Below are 20,784 nucleotides of genomic sequence, written 5' to 3' on the forward strand. Positions count from 1 at the left end.
CACTGTTAGCAGCTTCCCCGCCCTGGTGCAACCTCGGGTGCACAAAACCCCGCAAGGCCCGGCGCGCGGGGTGCGCGGCGCTGGCAGGAGGCGCGGGACAGGGGGCATGGGCTGGGGATGCGGGGCAGGGGCGACCTCCATGAGCAGTGCGGGGGCGCGGGTGCGGCCGGACACCGCCGGACACCGCCGGACTTGCCCATCTGGCGCGGGCTGGCGGCGGCGCGGACAGGGGGCGCGGGGCAGGGGGCATGAGTCCGGCGCAGGGCAGGCGGAGTGCGGGCGCGGGGGCGCGGGGCCGCGCGCGGCATGGGGAATGGGCATGGAAAAAGGGACCACCGGCTCTCGACCGATGGTCCCTGTTCCTTTCGTGGTGGGCCCGGCAGGATTCGAACCTGCGACCTACTGGTTCGTAGCCAGGCACTCTATCCGACTGAGCTACGAGCCCACGCTGTTGAGAGGTCGGTTTTTAGGCTCCTTTGCCGTGGGCGTCAAGGAGGAATTTTCATCGGGGCGAATTTTTTTTGATCCGGGCCCCGGGAGGCCGCGCCGGACGGGCGCCCCGCGAAGTGCGGCCTCCCCGGGGGCGGCCGCCCGGCGGCGTTGCCAATGGGTCGGGGCTGGGGTATCGGGGCGGTGCGCCGGGTGCCCGCGCCCCCGGGCGAAGCTCCCGCAAGGAACACGACGCCATGAACGATCCGCAGACCCTGCTGGCGGCCCTGCCGCCCCTGGCCCCGGGCGGGCCCGTGCTGGAGGACCGCCTGGCGGCGGCCCGGAGCTTCCTGCGTGCGGCGGCCCTGGCCGCCGGGCCGCGGCGCGTGGCCGTGGCCTGGACCGGCGGCAAGGACTCGACCCTGGCCCTGTGGCTGTGGCGGTCGGTGCTGGCGGAGGTCGCCCCCGGGGTGCGGCCCCGGGCCGTGAACCTGGACACGGGCCTCAAGTTTCCGCAGGTGCTGGCCCTGCGCGACGCCCTGGCCCGCGACTGGGGCCTGGACCTGCACGTCGCCCGGCCGGAGGTGGACCTGGAGGTCTACCCCGTGGCCGTGGACAAGGTGGCCTGCTGCCGCGACCTGAAGGTGCTGCCCCTGGCGCGGGCGGTGGCCGCCCTGGGGCTGGCGGCCCTGGTCACCGGCGTGCGCGCCGACGAGCACCCGGCCCGCGCCGCGCGCCCGGCCGCCGGGTTCCACGCCGAGCCGCCGCACCTGCGTCTGGCCCCGCTGTGGCATTTCACGGAATTCGATGTCTGGGCCGCCATCCTCGACCACGGCCTGCCTTTCTGCCCGCTCTACGGCCAGGGCTACCGTTCCCTGGGCTGCGCGCCCTGCACGGCCCTGCCCGGCCCCGGCGCCGGGGAACGCTCGGGCCGCGACCAGGACAAGGAGCGGCACATGGAAACCCTGCGCTCCCTGGGCTATTTCTAGCCGCCCGCCCCGCTGGAACGGAAAATTCACAGCCCCAGGTAACGCGCTCCCTGGGCTACTTCTAGCCGCCCGCCCCCCGGTTCCGGGTGCCCGCGTTGCGCCGCCCGCCCGGGCCGGTCGCGCCGATGCCCGGCGGCGGCGTCCGCCCGGGTGCCCGTTTCGCGCCGTCCGCCCGGGGCCGGGGGGCGGGTTGTCCTTGGCTTGGCGCGGGAAATGGGATAACAACGCATCTCTTCGACACGCCGCAGACCACGAGCCGCAACCAATGAGCACCGCAGGCCACGCCCACGCCCCCCAGACCGACCCCTTCCGGCCCCCGCGCCGGGCCTCGCGCGTGGTGCGCGTGGGCGGGGTGCCCATCGGCGGCGGCCATCCCGTGGCCGTGCAGAGCATGACCAACACCGACACCCGCGACGTGGGCGCCACCCTGGCCCAGATCGAGGCCCTGGCCGGGGCCGGGTGCGAGATCGTGCGCCTGGCCGTGCTGGACGAGGACGCCGCCCGCGCCCTGGCGGACATCCGCCGCGCCGCGCCCGTGCCCCTGGTGGCCGATATCCACTTCGACCACCGCCTGGCCCTCATGGCCGTGGACGCGGGGGTGGACGGGCTGCGCATCAACCCCGGGAACATCGGCGGGGCGGCCCAGGTGGACGCCGTGGTCCGCGCGGCCAAGGCCGCCGGGGTGCCCATGCGCATCGGGGTCAACTCCGGCTCGGTGGACAGGCGCCTGCTGGCGCGCTTCGGCGGGCCGACGCCCGAGGCCATGGTCGAAAGCGCCCTGGAGCACGTCCGCCTGCTGGAGGAACGCGACTTTTTCGACATCAAGATATCGGTCAAGGCATCCAGCGTGCCCGCGACCATCGCGGCCTACCGCCTGCTGGCCGGGCGCTGCGACTATCCGCTGCACATCGGCGTCACCGAGGCGGGCACTCCCGGGCGCGGCACGGTCAAGTCGTCCGTGGGCCTCGGTGTGCTGCTCTACCACGGCATCGGCGACACCGTGCGCGTGTCGCTCACGGGCGACCCCGTGGCCGAGATGGACGTGGCCTGGGAGCTGCTGCGCTCCCTGGGCCTTCGCGCACGCGGCCCGGAGATCGTCTCCTGCCCGACCTGCGGGCGCACCGAGATCGCCCTGGCCGAGCTGGCCCGGGCCGTGGAGGAGCGCCTGCGCCCGGTGACGGACGTGTTCACCGTGGCGGTCATGGGCTGCGTGGTCAACGGCCCCGGCGAGGCCCGGGGCGCGGACATCGGCATCGCCGGAGGCCGGGGCAAGGGCCTGATCTTCCGCCGGGGCGAGGTGGTCCGCACGGTGCGCGGGGCCGGGAACCTGCTGCCCGAGTTCATGGACGAGCTGGAGAAATTTCTCGAAGAACGCAAGAAGGAGACCCCATGACGACGAAGATGAGCACCCTGTACGCCCCGACCCTCAAGGAGGCCCCGGGCGACGCCGAGGTGGTGAGCCACAAGCTCCTGGTGCGCGCGGGCATGATCCGCAAGCTGACCTCGGGCATCTATACCATCCTGCCCCTGGGCCTGCGGGCCGTGAACAAGGTCGCGGCCATCGTGCGCGAGGAGATGGACCGCGCCGGAGCCCAGGAGATCCTCATGCCCACGGTCCAGCCCGGCGACCTGTGGCGCGAGTCGGGCCGCTGGGAGCACTACGGCAAGGAGCTCCTGCGTTTCGAGGACCGCCACGGGCGCGACTACTGCCTGGGCCCCACCCACGAGGAGGTGGTCACCGACCTGGTCCGCGGCGAGGTGCGTTCCTACCGCCAGCTGCCCCTGAACCTCTACCAGATCCAGGGCAAGTTCCGCGACGAGATCCGCCCGCGCTTCGGGCTCATGCGCTGCCGCGAGTTCATCATGAAGGACGCCTACTCCTTCGACGCCGACGAGGCCGGGGCCGAGAAGAGCTACCGCGCCATGTACGACGCCTACATGGCCATCTTCTCGCGCCTGGGGCTGCGCTTCCGGCCCGTGGAGGCCGACTCCGGGTCCATCGGCGGCAGCTTCTCCCACGAGTTCATGGTCCTGGCCGACACGGGCGAGGACACCATCGCCGTGTGCCAGGCCTGCGACTATGCGGCCAACCTGGAGAAGGCCGAGGTGCGCGGCAAGTTCGACCCCAGCCCCGAGGAGGGGCCGCGCCTGACCGAGGTGCCCACCCCCGGCGCGCACACCGTGGAGGAGGTCGCCGCCCTGCTGGACGTGAACCCGACCCAGGTGATCAAGACCCTGCTCTACGACGCCGACGGCCAGCCCGTGGCGGCGCTGGTGCGCGGCGACCGCGAGCTGAACGAGATCAAGCTCAAGAACGCCCTGGGCTGCGCCGAGCTGCGCATGGCCAGCCCCGAGCGGGTCCGGGAGTGGACCGGCGCGCCCGTGGGCTTCGCCGGGCCCGTGGGCCTTGGCGTGGCGCGCATCCTGGCCGACCAGGAGCTGCGCACGGCCACGGACTACGTCGTCGGGGCCAACAAGGCCGACGCCCACTTCCGCCACCTGTGCCTGGGCCGCGACGTGGCGGCCAAGATCGAGTACCGCGACCTGCGGACCATCACCGCCAAGGACCCCTGCCCGCGCTGCTCGGGCCCCCTGGGCCTGCCCCGGGGCATCGAGGTCGGCCACGTCTTCAAGCTGGGCACCAAGTATTCCGAGGCCCTGGGCGCGCGCTTCCTGGACGAGGCGGGCAAGGAGCGGACCACCATCATGGGCTGCTACGGCATCGGCGTGACCCGCGTGGTCGCCGCGTGCATCGAGCAGAACCACGACGAGGCGGGCATCGTGTTCCCGCCGCCGGTGGCGCCCTTCGAGGCCGTGGTCCTGTGCCTGGACCCCAAGGACGAGACCGTCCTGGCGCGGGCCGAGGAGGTCGCCGCCGCCCTGCGCGCCGCCGGGGCGGACGTGGTCCTGGACGACCGCGAGGAGCGCCCGGGCGTGAAGTTCAAGGACGCCGACCTCATCGGCTTCCCGTTGCAGTGCGTGGTGGGCGGCAAGGGCCTGGCCCGGGGCGTTGTGGAGTGCAAGGACCGGCGCAGCGGCGAGAAGACCGAGCTGCCCGTGGAGCACTTCGCCCGCGAGGTGGCCCTGTGGCGCCGGGCCGTGTGGTGCGGCTGGGGCCTGGGCACCGGGGACGGCGTCGAGGAGTGCCGGTAGCGTCATGAACGCCGAATCCCTGCTCGCCCTGGCCGGGGCCACCATCGTCTTCGCCCTCATTCCCGGGCCGGGGGTCATGGCCATTGTGGCCCAGGCCCTGGCGCGCGGCTTCCGCCCGGCGGTGCTGTGGACCGCCGGGCAGGCCGCCGGGGACATGGTCTACCTGCTGACGGCTCTGTTGGGCCTGGGCTGGATTGCCGCGCAGCTGGGCGACGGCTTCGTCGTCCTGCGCTACGCCGGGGCCGCGTACCTGGTGTGGATGGGCCTGCGGGCCTGGATGGCCAAGCCGCCCGCGTCCCTGGCCGCGGGGGCCCCGCCCGCGCCCCGGGCGGGCGGGCGCTTCTTCCTGGGCGGGATGTGCGTGTCCCTGGGCAACCCCAAGGCCATCGCCTTCTACTGCGGCTTTTTGCCCGCCTTCGTGGACATGACGGCCCTGACCCCCGTCCGCGTGGGCATCATCGTGGCCGTGATCCTGCCCATCGTCCTGCTTGTGCCGGTGGGCTACGCCTGGGTGGCCGCCCGGGGCCGCCGGGCCGTGCGCTCCACCCGGCTGTGGACCGTGGCCAACCGCGGCGCGGGCACGGTGATGATCGGCTGCGGCGTGGCGGTGGCGGCGGAGTAGCCATGCCGCATATCTTCGAGGTCGGGGAGCTGACGCGGGCCGTGCGGGAGGTGCTGGAGAGCCAGTTCCCCTTCGTGTGGGTTCGCGGCGAGGTGGGCGGCGTCAGCCGCCCGGCCAGCGGGCACCTGTACTTCAGCCTCAAGGACGGGCAGTCGCGGCTGCCGGTGGTCTGGTTCCGGCGCAGTCAGCGCTGCGTGGCCCCCGGTGGGGTGGACCCGCGCACCGGCGAGGTGCTCGAACACGGCTGCACCGCCGAGCTGACCGAGGGCGCCAGCGTGCTGGTGGCCGGGCGGCTGTCGGTGTTCGAGCCCCAGGGCGCCTACCAGCTTGTGGCCGAGCTGGTGCAGGAGCAGGGCGCCGGGCAGCTGGCCATGCAGTTCGAGGCCATGAAGGCGCGGCTGGCGGGGCTGGGCTATTTCGACCCCGGGCGCAAGCGGCCCCTGCCGCCGCACCCGGCGCGGGTGGCCGTGGTCACCGCGCCTACAGGCGCGGCCGTCCGCGACTTTTTGCGCCTGGCCGGGGAGCGCGGCTGGGGCTGCGCCATCCGCATCTATCCGACCCTGGTCCAGGGCGAGCAGGCCCCGGCGCGGGTGGCCGCCGCATTGGACGCGGCCTGCGCCGACGGCTGGGCCGAGGTGGTGGCGCTCATCCGCGGCGGCGGCTCCCTGGAGGACCTGTGGGCCTTCAACACCGAGCCCGTGGCCGCGGCCGTGTTCCGCGCGAGCCTGCCGGTGGTCTGCGGCGTGGGCCACGAGGTGGATACGAGCATCGCCGACCTGGTGGCCGACGTGCGCGCCGCCACGCCCAGCCACGCGGCGCAGCTGCTGTGGCCCGAGCGCGGGGCGCTCATGCAGCGGGTGGACGTGTTGGAGCAGGGACTTTTCGCTGCGGCGGGCGGGCTCCTGGAGCGCCGCCAGGCCGCCCTGGGGCAGATGGAAAAGGCGCTGCGCTGGCTGTCGCCGGCCCAGCGGCTGGCGCGCATGGGCGAGCGGCTGGACACGAGCCTGCGCGACCTGCTGCGCGCGGGCGCGGCCCTGACCGGGGGGCGCTCGGCCGAGCTGGCGCGCTGCGAGGCGGCCCTTGGCGCCGCCTTCGGGCCCCGGGCCGTGGCCCGGCGGCGGGCGGGGCTGCGCGCCCTGGCCCTGCGCCTGCCCCGGGCGGCGCGGGCGCTGTTGCGCCAGGCCGAGGCCGCCCGGGCCCTGGAGCGGCGCCTGGCCCTGGCCGGGCCGACCGGCCCCCGGGGCGCGGCCCAGGCCCTGGCCCTGCTGGAATCGCGCCTGGGCGCGGTGGACCCCGAGGCGCCACTGGCCCGGGGGTACGGGCTGGTGCGCGTGGCGGCCACGGGGCGCCTGCTGCGCGGCGCGGCCGAGGCCGCGCCCGGGCAGGAGCTGGACATCCGCATGGCCGACGGCGTCGTGGGCGCGCGGGTGCTGGCGGTGCGCCCCGGGGCGGACGGAGGGGAGCGATGACGCGGTTGCGCCTGCTGGTGCTGGCCCTGGCGGCCCTGGCGGCCCTGTGGGCCGGGCCGGCCTGGGCCGGGGTGCGCCTGGAGTGCCCGGGCGAGGTGGGCCAGGGGCTGCCGTTCCTGGCGCGCGTGGTGGCCGACGAGGCCATCGGCGCGGTGCGCGTGCAGTTCGGGGCCGTGCGCGCCCGGTGCGTCCCCCGGGAGCGGAACGGGCGCTGGGAGGCCCCGGTGCTGTTGGGGGTGGGCCTGGACGCGGCCCCGGGGCCGGTGCGCCTGGTCGCGCTGCTGGACGGCCCCGGCGGGCCGCTGGCCCTGGAGCGCGAGGTGCGCGTGGCCGCCCGCGACTTTCCCGAGCAGCGGCTCAAGGTGGCCCGCGAGATGGTCCACCCGGGGCCCGAGGCCCTGGCGCGCCACGAGCTCGAACGGGCCGAGGTGCGCCGGGTGCTGGCCGACACGTCCCGGCCCCGGGCCTGGGGCCGGGAGTTCGTGCGCCCGGTGCCGGGCGGGGTGTCCAGCGCTTTCGGGCTGCGGCGCTTCTTCAACGGCGAGCCCCGCGCGCCGCATCGCGGGCTGGACCTGCGCGGCCCCCAGGGCCAGCCCGTGCGGGCCCTGGCCCCGGGCACGGTGGTCCTGGCGGCGGAGCATTACTTCGCGGGCCGGAGCGTCTATGTGGACCACGGCCAGGGGCTGGTGAGCATGTATTTCCACCTCTCGCGGATCCTGGTGCGCCCCGGCGACACCCTGGGCGCCGGGGACGTGCTGGGCGAGGTGGGCAGCACCGGGCGGGTCACGGGCCCGCACCTGCATTTCGGCCTGTCGGTGTATGGCGAGCTGGTGGACCCCACGCCGCTGTTCACCGGCACCATCAGACCAGAATAGGAGAGCGCGCATGAGCGAGGACAAGGACGGTTTCGAGGCCCGCATGGCCCGGCTGCGGGAGATCGTGGAGCGGCTGGAGGGCGGCGAGCTGCCCCTGGAGGAGGGCGTGGACCTTTTCCGCCAGGGTGTGGCCCTGGCCAGGAGCTGCCGCGAGAGCCTGGACAAGGCCCGCAACGAGGTGACCATCCTGGCCGACGGAGTGCTGCGCGAGTTCGAACCGGAGGACGGCGATGCCTGACGTGGACGTGAAGAAGACCCTGGCCAACTATGCGGCGGCGGTGGAACGGCACCTCGAAACCTTTCTGGAGGGCCGCGACGTGGCGCCCCGGCTGGCCGAGGCCATGCGCTACAGCCTGCTGGCCGGGGGCAAGCGCCTGCGGCCCGTGCTGTGCCTGGTCTGGGCCGAAATTGCGGGGACGCCCTCGGGGCCCGTGGTGCCCTTCGCGGCGGCCATCGAGTGCATCCATACCTATTCGCTGATCCACGACGACCTGCCGGCCATGGACAACGACGACCTGCGCCGGGGCAAGCCCACCAGCCACAAGGTCTTCGGCGAGGCCACGGCCATCCTGGCGGGCGACGCGCTGCTCACCGAGGCGTTCAGCCTGATGCTCGGCGTCACCGAGGTGCCCGCCGAGCGGGTGCTCCAGGCCGCGGCGGTGGTGGCCTACGGCGCCGGGCCGAGCGGCATGGTCGGCGGCCAGCAGATCGACATGGAGCTGACCGGGCGCGCGGGCGTGGAGCTGCGCGACCTGCAACGCATGCACTCCCTGAAGACCGGGGCGCTCATCACCGCCTCGTGCCTGGCCGGGTGCATCCTGGGCGGCGGCGGGGAGACGGACATGCAAAACGCCCTGGACTACGGCAAGCACCTGGGCATGGCCTTCCAGATCGCCGACGATATCCTCGACGTTGTCGGCGACCAGCGCGAGCTGGGCAAGCCCGTGGGCAGCGACCAGGGCCAGGGCAAGAACACCTACCCCTCGCTGGTGGGCCTGGAGGAGAGCCGGGTCATGGCCATCCAGTGCGCCGTGCAGGCCAACAGGGCCCTGCAGGGCTACCAGGGCCCGCAGGTGGATTTCCTGGGCCACCTGGCGGCATATGTGGTGGAGCGCACCAACTGACGGCAACCCCGGGCGGGTCCGCCTCTGCCCGCCCGGCCACAAGGACCGACCGAACATGGCCCGCAAAGTGAAAACGATGGATGAAACCACTCCCCGGGAGCCGATCCTGCCGCGCATCGCGCGGCCCAGGGACGTTCAGGAACTGAACTCCGCCGAGCTGACGGCCCTGGCGGCGGAGATGCGCGCGCGCATCATCGAGACCGTGGCCGCCAACGGCGGGCATCTGGCGCCTTCCCTGGGCGTGGTGGAGCTGACCCTGGCCCTGCTCAGGGTCTTCGACCCCGACCAGGACCGCATCGTGTGGGACGTGGGCCACCAGGCCTACGGCTACAAGCTGCTCACGGGCCGGGCCGACCGCTTCGGCTCCCTGCGCACCCTGGGCGGCCTGAGCGGCTTTCCCAAGATGAGCGAGAGCCCGTACGACCACTTCGGCGTGGGCCATTCGTCCACGTCCATCTCCGCCGCCCTGGGCATGGCCGTGGCCCGCGACCTGCGCCGCGAGGACCGCAAGGTCGTGGCCGTCATCGGCGACGGCTCCATGACCGCCGGGCTGGCCTTCGAGGGCCTGAACCAGGCCGGGGGCATGGGCAGCGACATGGTCGTGGTGCTCAACGACAACGAGATGTCCATCTCGCGCAACGTGGGCGCCCTGTCGCAGTTCATCTCCAAGAGCATCACCAAGCGCTGGGTGGTGCGCTTCAAGAAGGACGTGGAGGCCCTGCTCAAGCAGGTTCCGCGCATCGGCGGCGACCTGGCCGACTACGCGCGCAAGTCCGAGGAGGCCTTCAAGCACTTCTTCACCCCGGGCATCCTCTTCGAGGCCTTCCGCTTCAACTACCTGGGCCCCTTCGACGGCCACAACGTGGACGGGCTGACGGACGTGTTCCGCCATGTCCACGAGATGGAAGGCCCGGTGCTGGTGCATGTGCTGACCACCAAGGGCCGGGGCTACCAGCCCGCCGAGTCGAACCCGACCTATTTTCACGGGGTGGGCTGCTTCGAGCCCGAGACGGGCGCGGCCCTGAAGTTCGGCCCCTGCTCGCTGCCGTCGTACACCGAGGTCTTCGGCCGCACGCTGCTGCGCCTGGCCGAGGCCGACGAGCGCGTGGTGGCCATCACCGCCGCCATGCCCGAGGGCACGGGGCTTGCGGCCTTCGCCGAGCAGATGCCCGACCGCTTCGTGGACGTGGGCATCTGCGAGCAGCACGCCGTGACCTTCGCCGCCGGACTGGCCACCCAGGGCTTCCGGCCGGTGGTGGCCATCTACTCGACGTTCATGCAGCGCTCCTACGACCAGATCGTCCACGACGTGTGCCTGCAAAACCTGCCCGTGACCCTGTGCCTGGACCGCGGCGGGCTGGTGGGCGAGGACGGGCCGACCCACCACGGCGCCTTCGACCTGAGCTTTCTGCGCCACATCCCCAACCTGACCTTCATGGTCCCGGCGGACGAGGCGGAGCTGGCGCGGATGCTGGTCACGGCGCTGGGGCACGACGGGCCCGTGGCCCTGCGCTATCCGCGCGGGGTGGGCGTCGGCGCGCCCCTGGACGCCGAGCCCGCGCCCCTGCCCCTGGGCCGGGGCGAGCTGCTGTGCGAGGGGGCCGATGCCCTGGTGCTGGCCATAGGCGGCCGGGTGCACCCGGCCCTGGAGGCCGCGCGGGAAATCGCCGCCGAAACCGGGCACCGGGTGGGCGTGTTCAACGCGCGCTTCGTGCGCCCGCTGCCCGTGGAGCAGATCGTCGCCCTGGTGGCGGGTACCACGCGGGTGCTCACGGTGGAGGAGAACGCCCTGGCGGGCGGCTTCGGCTCGGCGGTGCTGGAGGCTCTGGCCGACCGCGACCTGCTGGCCGGACGCACCGTGCGCCGCCTGGGCCTGCCCGATGCCTTCGTGGAGCACGGCAAGCAGAAGCAGCTGCGCGCCCGCCTGGGCCTGGACAGCGAAGGTATCAAGGCCGCGCTGCTGGAGCTGCTCGGGGCGTAGCGCCCCGGCGGGGTCCGGCCACGATGCCGTGGCGGGGAACGGCCCGGGCGACCGGGCCGTTTTTTTTGCGGGCGCCGGGCGGCAGCCGGGGGCCGGGCGGCTTCGTCCGGCCCGGCACCGGCGGCGCCCCCGGCCCGGCGCGCTTGCCCCGTGCCTCCCCGCCCCGGCGCCTCCCCCCCCGGCGCCCCCGTTGCCGCGGGCCGCAAAAACGCGTTAGCCTGCGGGCACGATCAAGAACCCCCCGCCGTCCGGCGGGCGCCGGACAAGGAGGAAACCGTGAACAGGCTTTTGTATATCAAGGCGTCCCCGCGCGGGTCGCGTTCGCATTCCGTGGCCGTGGCCGACGCCTTCGTGGAGCAGTGGAAGGCCGTGAACCCCGGGGCCGAGGTCGCGGTGCGCAACCTGTTCGAGATGGACCTGCCGCCCTTCGACGGCGACCGCATCATGGCCAAGTACAATATCATGCACGGCCGGAGCCACTCCCTGGACGAAAAGCGCGCCTGGACCGAGGTGGAGGCCGTCATCGAGGACTTCGCGTCCTTTCACCGCTACGCGTTTGCCGTGCCCATGTGGAACTTCGGGGTGCCCTACCGCCTGAAGCAGTATTTCGACATCATCGTCCAGCCCGGCTACACCGTGGGCATGAACGAGAAGGGCTATTTCGGGATGCTCGAGGGCAAGAAGGCCTTCGTGGCCTACGCCAGCGGCGGCACCTACGCCGAGGGCAACCCGGTGGAGACCTGGGACTACCAGTCCACCTGGCTGCGCATGATCCTGGGGTTCATCGGCATCACCGACGTGGTCTGGGCCGAGGCCCGGGGCATGCTCCTGGACGGGCGCGAGTCGCGGCGTTCCGACGCGGTGGTCCGCGCGGCGGAGCTGGCCCGGGGCTTCTAGCCGGGCCGGGGCGCCCGGCCCCCCGGCGGGCGGAAAGCAAAGCGCCCCGCGCGGCCAGGCCGCGCGGGGCGTTTCGTCGAGGCCGGGCCGCGGCCCGGGGCGGCCGCTCCTGCGCCCGGCTACTCCAGGTCGGAACCCTCGGTATTGTCGTCGGCGGGCTCGTCGTCGCGGGCCTCGGGAGCCTGTCCGGCGGCCTTGCGCGCCGCGCGCCGCGCGGCGCGGGCCTCGGCCTTTTCGGCCTCCTCGGCGCGCAGGGCCCGGCGCAGCACCTTGCCGACCATGGTCTTGGGCAGCTCGGCGCGGAACTCCACCTGCCGGGGCAGCTTGTACTTGGCCAGTTTCTGGCGGCACCAGGCGATGACCTCGCTTTTGGTCATCTCCTGGCCCTCGTGCAGCACCACATAGACCTTGACGATCTCCCCGCGCGAGGGGTGGGGGATGCCCACGGCCACGGCGTCCTTGATCTTGGGGTGCTCGTGGAGCACCTCGTCGATCTCGCGCGGGTAGATGTTGTAGCCGCTGGAGATGATCAGGTCCTTCTTGCGGTCCACGATGGTGAAGTAGCCTTCGTCGTCCATGGTGGCGATGTCGCCGGTGTAGAGCCAGCCGTTGCGCAGGACGTTGGCCGTCTCGTCGGGGCGCTGCCAGTAGCCGGACATGACCTGCGGCCCGCGCACGATGAGCTCGCCCTTCTTGCCCGCGGGCAGGTTGATCTGGCCCACGTCCATGTCCACGATGCGGCAGTCGGTGCCGGGCAGGGGCAGGCCGATGGACCCGGCCTTCTTCACGCCCGTCAGGGGGTTGAAGTGCGTGACGGGGGACGCCTCGGTGAGCCCGTAGCCCTCCACGATCTCCGATTCGGTGAGACGCACGAACTCGCGCATCATCTCCACCGGGATGGGCGCCGACCCCGACACGCAGACCCGCAGGGACTTGAAGGCCGCGGGGTCGAGGTTCTTCTGGTGCAGCAGGGCGGCGTAGACCGCCGGGGCGCCCGGGAAGATGCTCGGCTTGGCGGTCTTGATGACCTTGATCAGGTCCTGGGGCACGAAGCGCGGCACGGGCAGCATGGTGGCGCCGATGCTGGTGGGCAGGTTCAGGCCCACGGTCAGGCCGTAGATGTGGAAAAAGGGCAGGATGTCCAGGAACGTATGGTGCTCGCGGCCCAGGGAATGCAGGATGGCGTGGCACTGCTGGACGTTGGCCGTCATGTTGCGGTGGGTGATCATCACGCCCTTGGAGATGCCGGTGGTGCCGCCGGTGTATTGCAGCAGGGCGATGTCCTTGCGCGGGTCCGCCGGGGGGCGGCTGATGCGTTCCTCGCCCTTGGTCAGCGGCTTCCAGCGCACCACCCGCGTGCCGTCGACGGGCACGTCGGTGAACATGTTCTCCTTTTTCGCCTTGATCTTGTAGAGCAGATTCAGCGGCAGGCCCAGGCAGTCGGCGATGGAGGTGACGATGTACTTCTCCACCCCGGGCAGCCGGTCCTGCACGGATTTGATCTTCGGCCAGAGATGGTCAAGCACGATCATGAACCGGCAGCCCGCGTCGTTGATCTGGTGGATCAACTCCTTTTCCATGTACAGCGGGTTGGTCATCACCACCACGGCCCCGGACTTGAGGGCGCCCCAGTACGACAGGATGGTCTGGGGCAGGTTGGGCAGCATGATGGAGATGCGTTCGCCGGGTTGCAGCCCCAGGCGGCGCAGGTTGGCGGCGATGACCTCGGACTGCTGGCGCAGCTTGCCGTAGGTGATGGACCAGTTGCGGAAAACCACGGCCTTGCGCTTGGGGAATTTCTCCGCCGCGCGGTCCAGGTAGCCGAAGATGGGGATGTTTTCGTAGCTGATGTGCGGATCGACCTCGCGGTCGTAATGCGCGATCCAGGGGCGCGGGAATTCCGTCATGCGTGCCTCGCAGCCGGGTGGGGGACATGCCTGGGGAAGGGGGACCCGCGCCGTCGCGGGGCGCCCCGGGCCCGGCCACGCGCCGGGCAGGGTTTCATAAGCTGAAAATCGGAATCTGTGAAGCGTTTTGGCGCCGCGCGGGCGGGTCCGCCCCTCCTTGCGCCGCCGCGCCGCCGAAGTGGCGGCGTACGCATCCATCGGACGCTAAATCATCGCGCCCCCGTTGTATACCCGCCTGCGGGAAAACCCTTGGGCCCGGGGCCGCTCCCGCAGGGGTAGTGCAATTTTATGCACATGGAAAGATTGATGAAAAACAATCTTGACCATTCCGGCATTGACTTTGCCGGGCGCAGTTCATACAGGGCTTCAAACTTCACTTCAAACATTGTTTACAGGGAGGGCGAGCCCGATGACCGCAGCTGAAGCGCCTCCGGCGCCGACCCGGGACAGGATCCTGGCCGCCGCCTCGGACGTGTTCGCCCGCGAGGGCTTCGATGGCGCCACCGTGCGCGAGATATGCGCCCGGGCCGGGGCCAACGTGGCCGCCGTGAACTACTATTTCCGCGACAAGCGCGGGCTGTACCGCACTGTCCTGTCCGCCTGGCAGGCCGAGGCCGAGGAGCGTTTTCCCCTGGGGCCTTGCCGTTCCGCGGCGCCCGTGGAGGAGCGCCTGCGCGACTTCTACCGGGCCATGCTGAACCGCCTGTTCCTTGGCGCCGGAGAGCCCCGGGCCTCCCACGGCCGGGCGCGGGTCTGGCTGGGCGAGCTGCTGCGCGGGGGCGGCATGGAGGAGTCGCCGCAAAGCCAGGAGAACTACCGGGTCATGGACGACTGGATGCGCCCGCTGGTGCAGGCCGTGCTGGGGCCCGTGGAGGGCGACCGGCTGCGCGACGCCGTGGACGCCAGTCTGGCGCAGGTGGTGGTGCATTTCGTCGGTTTCGTTTCGGCCCCGCAGGTCTTCCTTGCCGCCCTGTCGCGGGAGGGCGAGATCGAGCGCATGGCCGGGCAGATGACGCGCTTCGCCCTGGGAGGGCTCCGGGCGATGAAGGAGGATGACGATGCCAAAGCATGACGGCGCGGCGCGCCCCCGGGGGCGCGCCCTCCGGCTGGCGGCGCTGCTTCTGGCCGGGCTCGCGGGCCTGGGCCTTCTTGGGGGCGGCTGCACGGACAAGGGCTCGGTTCCGGCGCCGGGCGCCAAGGGCGCCGACCCCGGGCACCGGGTCCAGGTGCGCGTGCAGCGGGTGCAGCCCATGACGCTGCTCGACGTGCTGACCCTGCCCGGTGAAACCGAGCCCGACGCCGACGTGGTGCTCTCGGCGGAGACCGAGGGCGCCGTGGCCTGGGTCGGCCCCGAGGAAGGCCAGCGCGTGGCCCGGGGCGAGGTGCTCATGCGCATCGATGTGGCCGCCAAGCGCGCCAAGCTGGAGCAGGCCGAGGTGTCCAGCCGGCTGGCCGAGCTCCAGGCCGGGCGCCGCGAGCGGCTCTATCGCGAAAACGTACTCTCGCGCGAGGAGCTGGACGAGTCGCGCTCGTCCCTGGACGTGGCCCGGGCCACCGCCGCCGAGGCGCGCGCCGAGTACTCCCAGGGCGAGGTGCGCGCGCCCATCGCGGGCGTGGTGGAAACCCTGGACGCCGATCCCGGCGAGTTCGTCACCGTGGGCCAGCGGCTCCTGGAGTTGGTGGACCGCGACGTGGTGCGGGTCGTGGTCAGCGTGCCCGAGCTGGACGTGCGTTACATCGCCCCCGGCAGCGAGGCCGACGTGACCGTGGACGCCTGGCCCGGCCGCCGCTGGAAGGGCCGGGTGGACTTCGTTTCCGCCAAGGCCGACAGCGGCACGCGCACCTTCTCCGCGCGCGTTTTGGTGGACAACGCCGACGGCGCCATCCGCCCCGGGATGCTCGCGCGGGCGTCCTTCCTGCGCCGCGAGGTCGAAAACGCCGTGGCCGTGCCGCTTTCCGCCTTGCAGGACAAGGGCGGCGAGCGGCTGGTCTTCGTGGAGGAGGGCGGCCTGGCCCGGGCGCGGGCGGTGGAGCTGGGGGTGATCCAGGGCGGGCTGGTCCAGGTGCTTTCGGGCCTTGAGCCCGGCGAGAGCCTCATCGTCGCCGGGCAGGGGGCCGTGGAGGACGGCGTCCGGGTGGTGGCGCAATGATCATCAACCGCGCGGCCCTGTCCCGCCAGTCGGCGGTGCTGGTGCTCACCGTGTTCCTGGCCCTGGCCGGGGCGGCGGCCTACACCTCCCTGCCCCTGGAATCCAACCCCGACGTGACCATCCCCTACGTCTTCGTGGACACGGGCTACGAGGGCGTGGCCCCCGAGGACATGGAAAAGCTGGTGACCATCCCCCTGGAGCGCAAGCTCAAGGGCTTGTCGGACCTGGAGGAAATGCGTTCCATCTCCCAGGACGGCTCGAGCCTCGTCGCCCTGAAGTTCCTGCCCGACATCGACATCGACGACGCCCTGCAGAAGGTGCGCGACAAGGTGGACCAGGCCAAGCCCGACCTGCCCGCAGACCTGCCCGACGACCCGGCCATCATCGAGATGAATTTTTCGGACCAGCCGATCATCAACGTGGTCCTGTCCGGCCCGTTCAGCCTCAAACGCCTGAAGTCCCTGGCCGAATCCTACGAGGACCGCTTCGAGGCCATCCCCGGCGTGCTCGACGCCGAGATCCTGGGCGGGCTGGAGCGCGAGATCCACGTCCTGTTCGACCTGGACCGCGTGGCCTTCTACCGCATGCCTTTCTCCAGCCTGCTTACGGCGGTGGAGGAGGGCAACGTCAACGTGCCCGGCGGGTCCATGGACATCGGCGACCAGCGCTACCAGGTGCGCGTGCCCGAGGACTTCCAGCACCCCGACGAGATCCGTTCGCTGGTGGCCTTCACGCGCGGGGGCAGGCCCGTGTACCTGCGCGACGTGGCCGGCATCGAGGACGCCGCCAAGGACCAGGAGATCATCGCGCGCATGGACGGCCAGAACAGCGTGACCGTGTCCGTGACCAAACGCAGCGGCGAGAACGTGGTGGAGATCGTCGACGCCCTGCGCGCCGCCGCGCGGGAACTGCGCGAGGACATGCCGCCCTCGCTGACCGTGACCATGACCTCCGACGCGTCCGAGGACATCAAGAGCATGTTCGCCGACCTGGAGAACAACATCATCTCCGGGCTGGTGCTCGTCCTGGCGGTGGTGCTGCTGTTCATCGGCGGGCGCTCGGCGCTGTTCGTGGCCCTGTCCATCCCCCTGTCCATGCTCATCACCTTCGCCATGCTCCAGGCCCTGGGCGTGACCCTGAACATGGTCGTGCTCTTCGCCCTGATCCTGGCCCTGGGCATGCTGGTGGACAACGGCATCGTGGTCGTCGAGAACATCTACCGCCACATGCAGGAGGGCGCGGACCGCGCCGGGGCGGCCCTGGCGGGCACCGACGAGGTCGCCTGGCCCGTGTTCGCCTCCACCCTGACCACCCTGGGCGCCTTCGCGCCCATGCTCTTCTGGCCCGGGATCATGGGCCAGTTCATGTTCTATCTGCCGCTGACGGTGATCATCGCCCTGTCGTCGTCGCTGTTCGTGGCCCTGGTGGTCAACCCGGTGCTCTCGGCGCGCTTGCAGACCGTGCGGCCCGCGGAAGCCGCCCCCCGCCCCCAGGACAGGGCCCTGGGCTGGCTCCAGGGGCGCTATCTGGGCGCCCTGGGCTGGGCCCTGGAGCACCGGCTGGCCGTGGCGGGGCTGGGGGTGGCGCTCCTGGCCGCCTCGGTGGGCGCCTTCGCGGCCTTCGGGCGGGGGGTGGAGTTCCTGCCCGCCTCGGATCCCGAGCGCGCCTGGGTGCATATCGAGGCCCCCGTGGGCACCAACCTGGAGGCCTCGGACCGCATCGTGCGCCAGGCCGAGGCCGTCTGCCTGGAGCAGCCCGACGTGCTGCACGTCGTGACCCAGGTGGGCTCCGGCGGGGGCGACCCCTTCGGCAGCAGCAGCGCGGGAACCCATGTGTCCCAGCTCACGGTGGAGTTCAAGGATTTCCACGAGCGCTCGCGGCCCTCCACCGAGGTGGTGGACGAACTGCGCGCGGCCCTGGGCGCGGCCATCACCGGCGCCACCGTGCGCGTGGAGAAGGAGACGATGGGGCCGCCCTCGGCGGGCGAGCCGGTGAACATGGAGATCCAGGGCCCGGACCTGACCGTGCTCGGGCAGGTGGCGGCCGGGGTCATGGAGCGCATCAAGGGCGTGCCCGGGCTGGTGGACCTCAAGTCCGACTACATCCACGGCAAGCCGGAGATCCGCGTGGCCGTCGACAAGGAAAAGGCCGCCCTGATGGGCCTTTCGGCCAGCGCCGTGGCCCAGACCGTCCGGGCCGCCGTGGGCGGCGTCAAGGTCGGCACCTACCGCGAGGGCAAGGACGAATACGACATCGTGGCCAAGCTGCCCAGGAAGGACCGCTCCAGCCTGGAGGGCATCGAGCGGCTGACGGTCTCGGGGCCGGAGGGCGAGCCCATCCCCCTGACCAGCGTGGCCCGCGTGGGCATGACCGGGGGCATCGGCGGCATCCGCCACATCGACCAGAAGCGCGTGGTCACCGTGTCCGCCGACGTGAGCGGGCGCCCGGCCGGGCAGGTCCGGGCCGAGGTCGACGCCGTGATGCGCACCATCGAGCTGCCGCGCGGGGTGTCCTACGCCTTCACCGGCGAGGAGAAGGAGCAGCAGGATGCCTCGGACTTCCTGAGCCGGGCGTTCGTGGCCGCGCTGTTCCTGATCTTCCTTGTGCTGGTCACCCAGTTCGACTCCCTGCGGGCGCCGTGCATCATCCTGAGCTCGGTGGTCCTGTCGCTCATCGGCGTGTTCGCCGGGCTGGTGCTCACGGGCACCTCGTTCTCGGTGATCATGACCGGGGTGGGCGTGATCAGCCTCGCGGGGGTGGTGGTCAACAACGCCATCGTGCTCATCGACTACTACAATCAGCTCCGGGCCCGGGGGCTGGCGCCGCGCGAGGCCCTGACCCAGGCCGGGGCCACGCGCTTCCGCCCGGTGCTGCTCACCGCCGTGACCACCATCCTCGGCCTGCTGCCCATGGCCACGGGGGTCAGCTTCGACTTCCTGAACCTTTCCTGGGAGGTGGGCAGCGAAACGGCCCAGTGGTGGGGCCCTATGGCCGTGGCCGTGATCTTCGGCCTGCTGGTGGCCACGGTGCTGACCCTGGTGGTGGTCCCCGTGCTGTGCTCCCTGACCGACGAGGGCCTGCGGCGGCGCCGCGGGGGCGGGGTGCCCTCGCCGTGAAGCGGCGGGCCGCCGCGGGCACGTCCCGGGGCGGCCCCCACCCGCCGCCCTGGCGGGGCAAAGAAAAAGGCCGGGCCCTCGCGGGTCCGGCCTTTTCATTTGGCGGGCGGGGGCGCCCAGGCGCCTCCGTCTTTGGCGCCTGCCCTAGCCCAGCAGGATGCGCCGGGCGATTTCGTCACCGGCTTCGGTGATGAAGGGGATGCCCGTTTCGCTTTCGGTTTCGCGGTTGGCCGAGGCGATGTCCTCGCGGCGGATTTCCGACACGTCGAAGCGGCGCGCTCCGGCCATGAGCTGCTGGAGCCCGGCGGAGAGCTTGTCCATGAGCGTGACGATGGCCACGGCGCCGTAGGGGATCTTGGACATCTCGTCCTTGCCCAGGCGTGCGGACAGGCTGTGCCAGGCTCCGAAGATCTCCTCGGGGGTGCGGCCGTGCTCGGCCACCGTGGCGGGCAGGCTGTCCCAGTTGCCGTTGATGGCCTCGCGGCGCTCGGGGTGCAGGGCGCCCTCGATGTTGGTGCCCAGGAAGCCGGGGATCATCATGGCCCGGCCCATGCAGATCATCTTCACGAAGGGCGCGCCCAGGGCCAGGGCCTTGAAGATGCTCGTCTCGCGGGCGAAGCCGCCAGCGAAGCTCATGTCGACCACGCGCTGGCCGCGGGCGGCCAGCAGGCTGGCGTACTCGTGGGCCTTGGCGTGCAGCAGGATGCTCGGAACGCCCCAGTGCTCCATCATGTTCCAGGGGCTCATGCCCGTGCCGCCGCCCGAGCCGTCCATGGTCAGCAGGTCGAGCCCGGTCTCGCTGGCCAGGCGGATGGCCATGGCCAGGCCTTCCATGCCGTAGGCGCCGGTCTTGAGGGTGATGCGCGAGAAGCCCAGGCCGCGCAGGTAGCCCACGGAGTTCATGAACTCCTCGCGGACCTGCTCGTAGCTGTTCTGGGCGGTGTAGCCCAGGCGGCTGTGGCGGGCGAAGGAATGCACGGCGCCGGACTCGAAGGCCTCGCGCACGCCGGGGGCCTCGGGGTCGGGGTCCACGAGGTAGCCGCGCTTCTTGAGGAACAGGGCGTAGTCCAGGCTGGTGACCTCGATTTCGCCGCCGATGTTCTTGGCGCCCTGGCCCCATTTGAGCTCGATGACGATGCGGTCGCCGTATTTCTCGGCCAGGTATTCGGCCACGCCGTTGCGCGCGTCCTCCACGTTGAGCTGGACGAGGATGGCGCCCATGCCGTCGTGGTAGCGCAGGTAGGTCTGGATGCGCCGCTCCAGCTCGGGGGCGCTCTTGATGCGTCCGCCTTCGAGCTCGGAGGCGCGGTCCACGCCGACCACGTTCTCGCCGATGACGATGGGAATGCCCGCCAGGGCGCAGCCCACGGCGAAGGAGTTCCAGTATTTGGCGGCGATGAAGGTCGAGCCCAGGGCGCCGGTCATCAGCGGCAGGCGGCAGGGGGTCTTGACCGTGTTGCCGAAGGAGGTGGCGAGGCTGACATCGGTGAACAGGCAGTCGCCCGAGCGGGCCTTGTCCTCGTTGCCGTTCATGCCGTGGGCGCCGTAGCAGGCGCCCTGGATGCGCAGGGCGTTGTAGGACACACCGTTCTGGGTGGTGTTGCCGCTGCCGGCGGTGACCAGGCCGAAATCGCGGGGGTAGAGCGTCGCCCGGCCCTTGAGGCTGGAGAGCCAGGTCTCGCATTTGCCCTTGCAGTCGGCCCGGCACAGGGTACACAGGCCGGATTCGATGGCGTTGCCGCGGTTGGTGGTCCCGAGCACGTCATTCTGCTTCGCCCAGTGGTTCATGAGAGAATCCCCTTTTGTAAAAATAGTGTTTGCAAAACGGAGAAGAGGTAGGACAAAGCCTACAAATTTGCAAGTTCCAGCCGGTGCGGACGGTGCGCTGAATGGCGCCGCGCGCGTCGAAGGCTTTGAAATCGATTAGAAAAAAAGTGTTGAAAAATAAGGGGTCGGGGAGGCGGGCAGACGCGCGACGGGCCCGGCCGCCCCCCCCAGGGGGCGGCCGGGCCCGTGTGCCCGCGAAGCCCGTGTGCCCGCGAAGCCCGTGTGCCCGCGAAGCCCGTGTGCCC

Annotated in this window: 15 protein-coding genes and 1 tRNA gene; 13 read left to right on the forward strand and 3 right to left on the reverse strand. The window is 71.6% G+C overall.

Going from position 1 to position 20,784, the window contains the following annotated elements:
- Positions 1-368: 368 nt before the first annotated feature.
- Positions 369-445: transfer RNA gene (locus M0P34_RS03360), tRNA-Arg, on the reverse strand.
- 241 nt (positions 446-686) lie between these two features.
- On the opposite strand from M0P34_RS03360, the gene M0P34_RS03365 reads away from it, so the two are divergent.
- The 10 genes from M0P34_RS03365 to M0P34_RS03410 all read left to right on the forward strand — a co-directional run bounded on the left by M0P34_RS03365 (position 687) and on the right by M0P34_RS03410 (position 11,539).
- Positions 687-1,418, forward strand: coding sequence for a phosphoadenosine phosphosulfate reductase family protein (locus M0P34_RS03365; protein WP_291496370.1), 732 nt, complete (start codon positions 687-689; stop codon positions 1,416-1,418).
- 265 nt (positions 1,419-1,683) lie between these two features.
- Positions 1,684-2,811: a flavodoxin-dependent (E)-4-hydroxy-3-methylbut-2-enyl-diphosphate synthase gene (ispG, locus tag M0P34_RS03370; RefSeq protein WP_291496372.1), complete on the forward strand. Its 1,128-nt coding sequence runs from the start codon at positions 1,684-1,686 to the stop codon at positions 2,809-2,811.
- 8 nt (positions 2,812-2,819) lie between these two features.
- Positions 2,820-4,571 carry a proline--tRNA ligase gene (locus tag M0P34_RS03375; protein ID WP_291496397.1) on the forward strand — a complete coding sequence of 584 codons (1,752 nt, stop codon included), beginning with the start codon at positions 2,820-2,822 and terminating at the stop codon, positions 4,569-4,571.
- A gap of 4 nt (positions 4,572-4,575) precedes the next feature.
- On the forward strand, positions 4,576-5,193 hold the full coding sequence (locus tag M0P34_RS03380; RefSeq protein WP_291496374.1) for a LysE family translocator: 618 nt from the start codon (positions 4,576-4,578) through the stop codon (positions 5,191-5,193).
- 2 nt (positions 5,194-5,195) lie between these two features.
- Positions 5,196-6,662 (forward strand): exodeoxyribonuclease VII large subunit, encoded by a 1,467-nt coding sequence (gene xseA, locus M0P34_RS03385; protein ID WP_291496376.1) that lies wholly within the window; start codon positions 5,196-5,198, stop codon positions 6,660-6,662.
- Complete coding sequence (locus M0P34_RS03390; RefSeq protein ID WP_291496378.1) at positions 6,659-7,537, forward strand: M23 family metallopeptidase; 879 nt, start codon at positions 6,659-6,661, stop codon at positions 7,535-7,537. The genes xseA and M0P34_RS03390 overlap by 4 nt, the downstream gene beginning before the upstream one ends.
- Before the next feature lie 10 nt (positions 7,538-7,547).
- Complete coding sequence (xseB, locus tag M0P34_RS03395; RefSeq protein WP_291496379.1) at positions 7,548-7,775, forward strand: exodeoxyribonuclease VII small subunit; 228 nt, start codon at positions 7,548-7,550, stop codon at positions 7,773-7,775.
- Positions 7,768-8,661, forward strand: coding sequence for a polyprenyl synthetase family protein (locus M0P34_RS03400; protein WP_291496381.1), 894 nt, complete (start codon positions 7,768-7,770; stop codon positions 8,659-8,661). The genes xseB and M0P34_RS03400 overlap by 8 nt, the downstream gene beginning before the upstream one ends.
- Before the next feature lie 76 nt (positions 8,662-8,737).
- On the forward strand, positions 8,738-10,642 hold the full coding sequence (gene dxs, locus M0P34_RS03405; protein WP_291496383.1) for a 1-deoxy-D-xylulose-5-phosphate synthase: 1,905 nt from the start codon (positions 8,738-8,740) through the stop codon (positions 10,640-10,642).
- A 276-nt stretch (positions 10,643-10,918) separates the two neighbouring features.
- A complete protein-coding gene (locus M0P34_RS03410) occupies positions 10,919-11,539 on the forward strand; it encodes an NAD(P)H-dependent oxidoreductase (protein WP_291496385.1) in 621 nt (206 codons plus the stop codon).
- Positions 11,540-11,658: 119 nt separating this feature from the next.
- On the opposite strand, the gene M0P34_RS03415 is transcribed toward M0P34_RS03410, so the two are convergent.
- Positions 11,659-13,446, reverse strand: coding sequence for a long-chain fatty acid--CoA ligase (locus M0P34_RS03415; protein WP_291496387.1), 1,788 nt, complete (start codon positions 13,444-13,446; stop codon positions 11,659-11,661).
- A gap of 409 nt (positions 13,447-13,855) precedes the next feature.
- On the opposite strand from M0P34_RS03415, the gene M0P34_RS03420 reads away from it, so the two are divergent.
- The 3 genes from M0P34_RS03420 to M0P34_RS03430 are packed head-to-tail and all read left to right on the forward strand — an operon-like array spanning position 13,856 to position 18,712.
- The gene (locus M0P34_RS03420; protein ID WP_291496389.1) at positions 13,856-14,518 is read left to right on the forward strand and encodes a TetR family transcriptional regulator; all 663 of its coding nucleotides are present in this window, start codon (positions 13,856-13,858) and stop codon (positions 14,516-14,518) included.
- Positions 14,505-15,596 carry an efflux RND transporter periplasmic adaptor subunit gene (locus M0P34_RS03425; RefSeq protein WP_291496391.1) on the forward strand — a complete coding sequence of 364 codons (1,092 nt, stop codon included), beginning with the start codon at positions 14,505-14,507 and terminating at the stop codon, positions 15,594-15,596. Before M0P34_RS03420 ends, M0P34_RS03425 begins: the two co-directional genes overlap by 14 nt.
- Positions 15,593-18,712, forward strand: coding sequence for an efflux RND transporter permease subunit (locus tag M0P34_RS03430; protein ID WP_291496393.1), 3,120 nt, complete (start codon positions 15,593-15,595; stop codon positions 18,710-18,712). The genes M0P34_RS03425 and M0P34_RS03430 overlap by 4 nt, the downstream gene beginning before the upstream one ends.
- 144 nt (positions 18,713-18,856) lie before the next feature.
- Here M0P34_RS03430 and M0P34_RS03435 read toward each other — a convergent pair whose 3' ends face one another.
- Positions 18,857-20,500: a glutamate synthase-related protein gene (locus M0P34_RS03435; RefSeq protein WP_291496395.1), complete on the reverse strand. Its 1,644-nt coding sequence runs from the start codon at positions 20,498-20,500 to the stop codon at positions 18,857-18,859.
- Positions 20,501-20,784: the final 284 nt, after the last annotated feature.

Source organism: Desulfocurvus sp. (assembly GCF_023230885.1).
In the GTDB taxonomy this organism is placed as follows: domain Bacteria; phylum Desulfobacterota; class Desulfovibrionia; order Desulfovibrionales; family Desulfovibrionaceae; genus Desulfocurvus.

Coding starts and splice junctions, on each gene's coding strand:
- ispG (WP_291496372.1), top strand. CDS start 1,684: ATGAGCACCGCAGGCCACGCCCACGCCCCCCAGACCGACCCCTTCCGG.
- M0P34_RS03430 (WP_291496393.1), top strand. CDS start 15,593: ATGATCATCAACCGCGCGGCCCTGTCCCGCCAGTCGGCGGTGCTGGTG.
- M0P34_RS03390 (WP_291496378.1), top strand. CDS start 6,659: ATGACGCGGTTGCGCCTGCTGGTGCTGGCCCTGGCGGCCCTGGCGGCC.
- M0P34_RS03415 (WP_291496387.1), bottom strand. CDS start 13,446: ATGACGGAATTCCCGCGCCCCTGGATCGCGCATTACGACCGCGAGGTC.
- M0P34_RS03435 (WP_291496395.1), bottom strand. CDS start 20,500: ATGAACCACTGGGCGAAGCAGAATGACGTGCTCGGGACCACCAACCGC.
- M0P34_RS03400 (WP_291496381.1), top strand. CDS start 7,768: ATGCCTGACGTGGACGTGAAGAAGACCCTGGCCAACTATGCGGCGGCG.
- M0P34_RS03375 (WP_291496397.1), top strand. CDS start 2,820: ATGAGCACCCTGTACGCCCCGACCCTCAAGGAGGCCCCGGGCGACGCC.
- xseB (WP_291496379.1), top strand. CDS start 7,548: ATGAGCGAGGACAAGGACGGTTTCGAGGCCCGCATGGCCCGGCTGCGG.
- xseA (WP_291496376.1), top strand. CDS start 5,196: ATGCCGCATATCTTCGAGGTCGGGGAGCTGACGCGGGCCGTGCGGGAG.
- M0P34_RS03365 (WP_291496370.1), top strand. CDS start 687: ATGAACGATCCGCAGACCCTGCTGGCGGCCCTGCCGCCCCTGGCCCCG.
- M0P34_RS03420 (WP_291496389.1), top strand. CDS start 13,856: ATGACCGCAGCTGAAGCGCCTCCGGCGCCGACCCGGGACAGGATCCTG.
- dxs (WP_291496383.1), top strand. CDS start 8,738: ATGGATGAAACCACTCCCCGGGAGCCGATCCTGCCGCGCATCGCGCGG.
- M0P34_RS03425 (WP_291496391.1), top strand. CDS start 14,505: ATGCCAAAGCATGACGGCGCGGCGCGCCCCCGGGGGCGCGCCCTCCGG.
- M0P34_RS03380 (WP_291496374.1), top strand. CDS start 4,576: ATGAACGCCGAATCCCTGCTCGCCCTGGCCGGGGCCACCATCGTCTTC.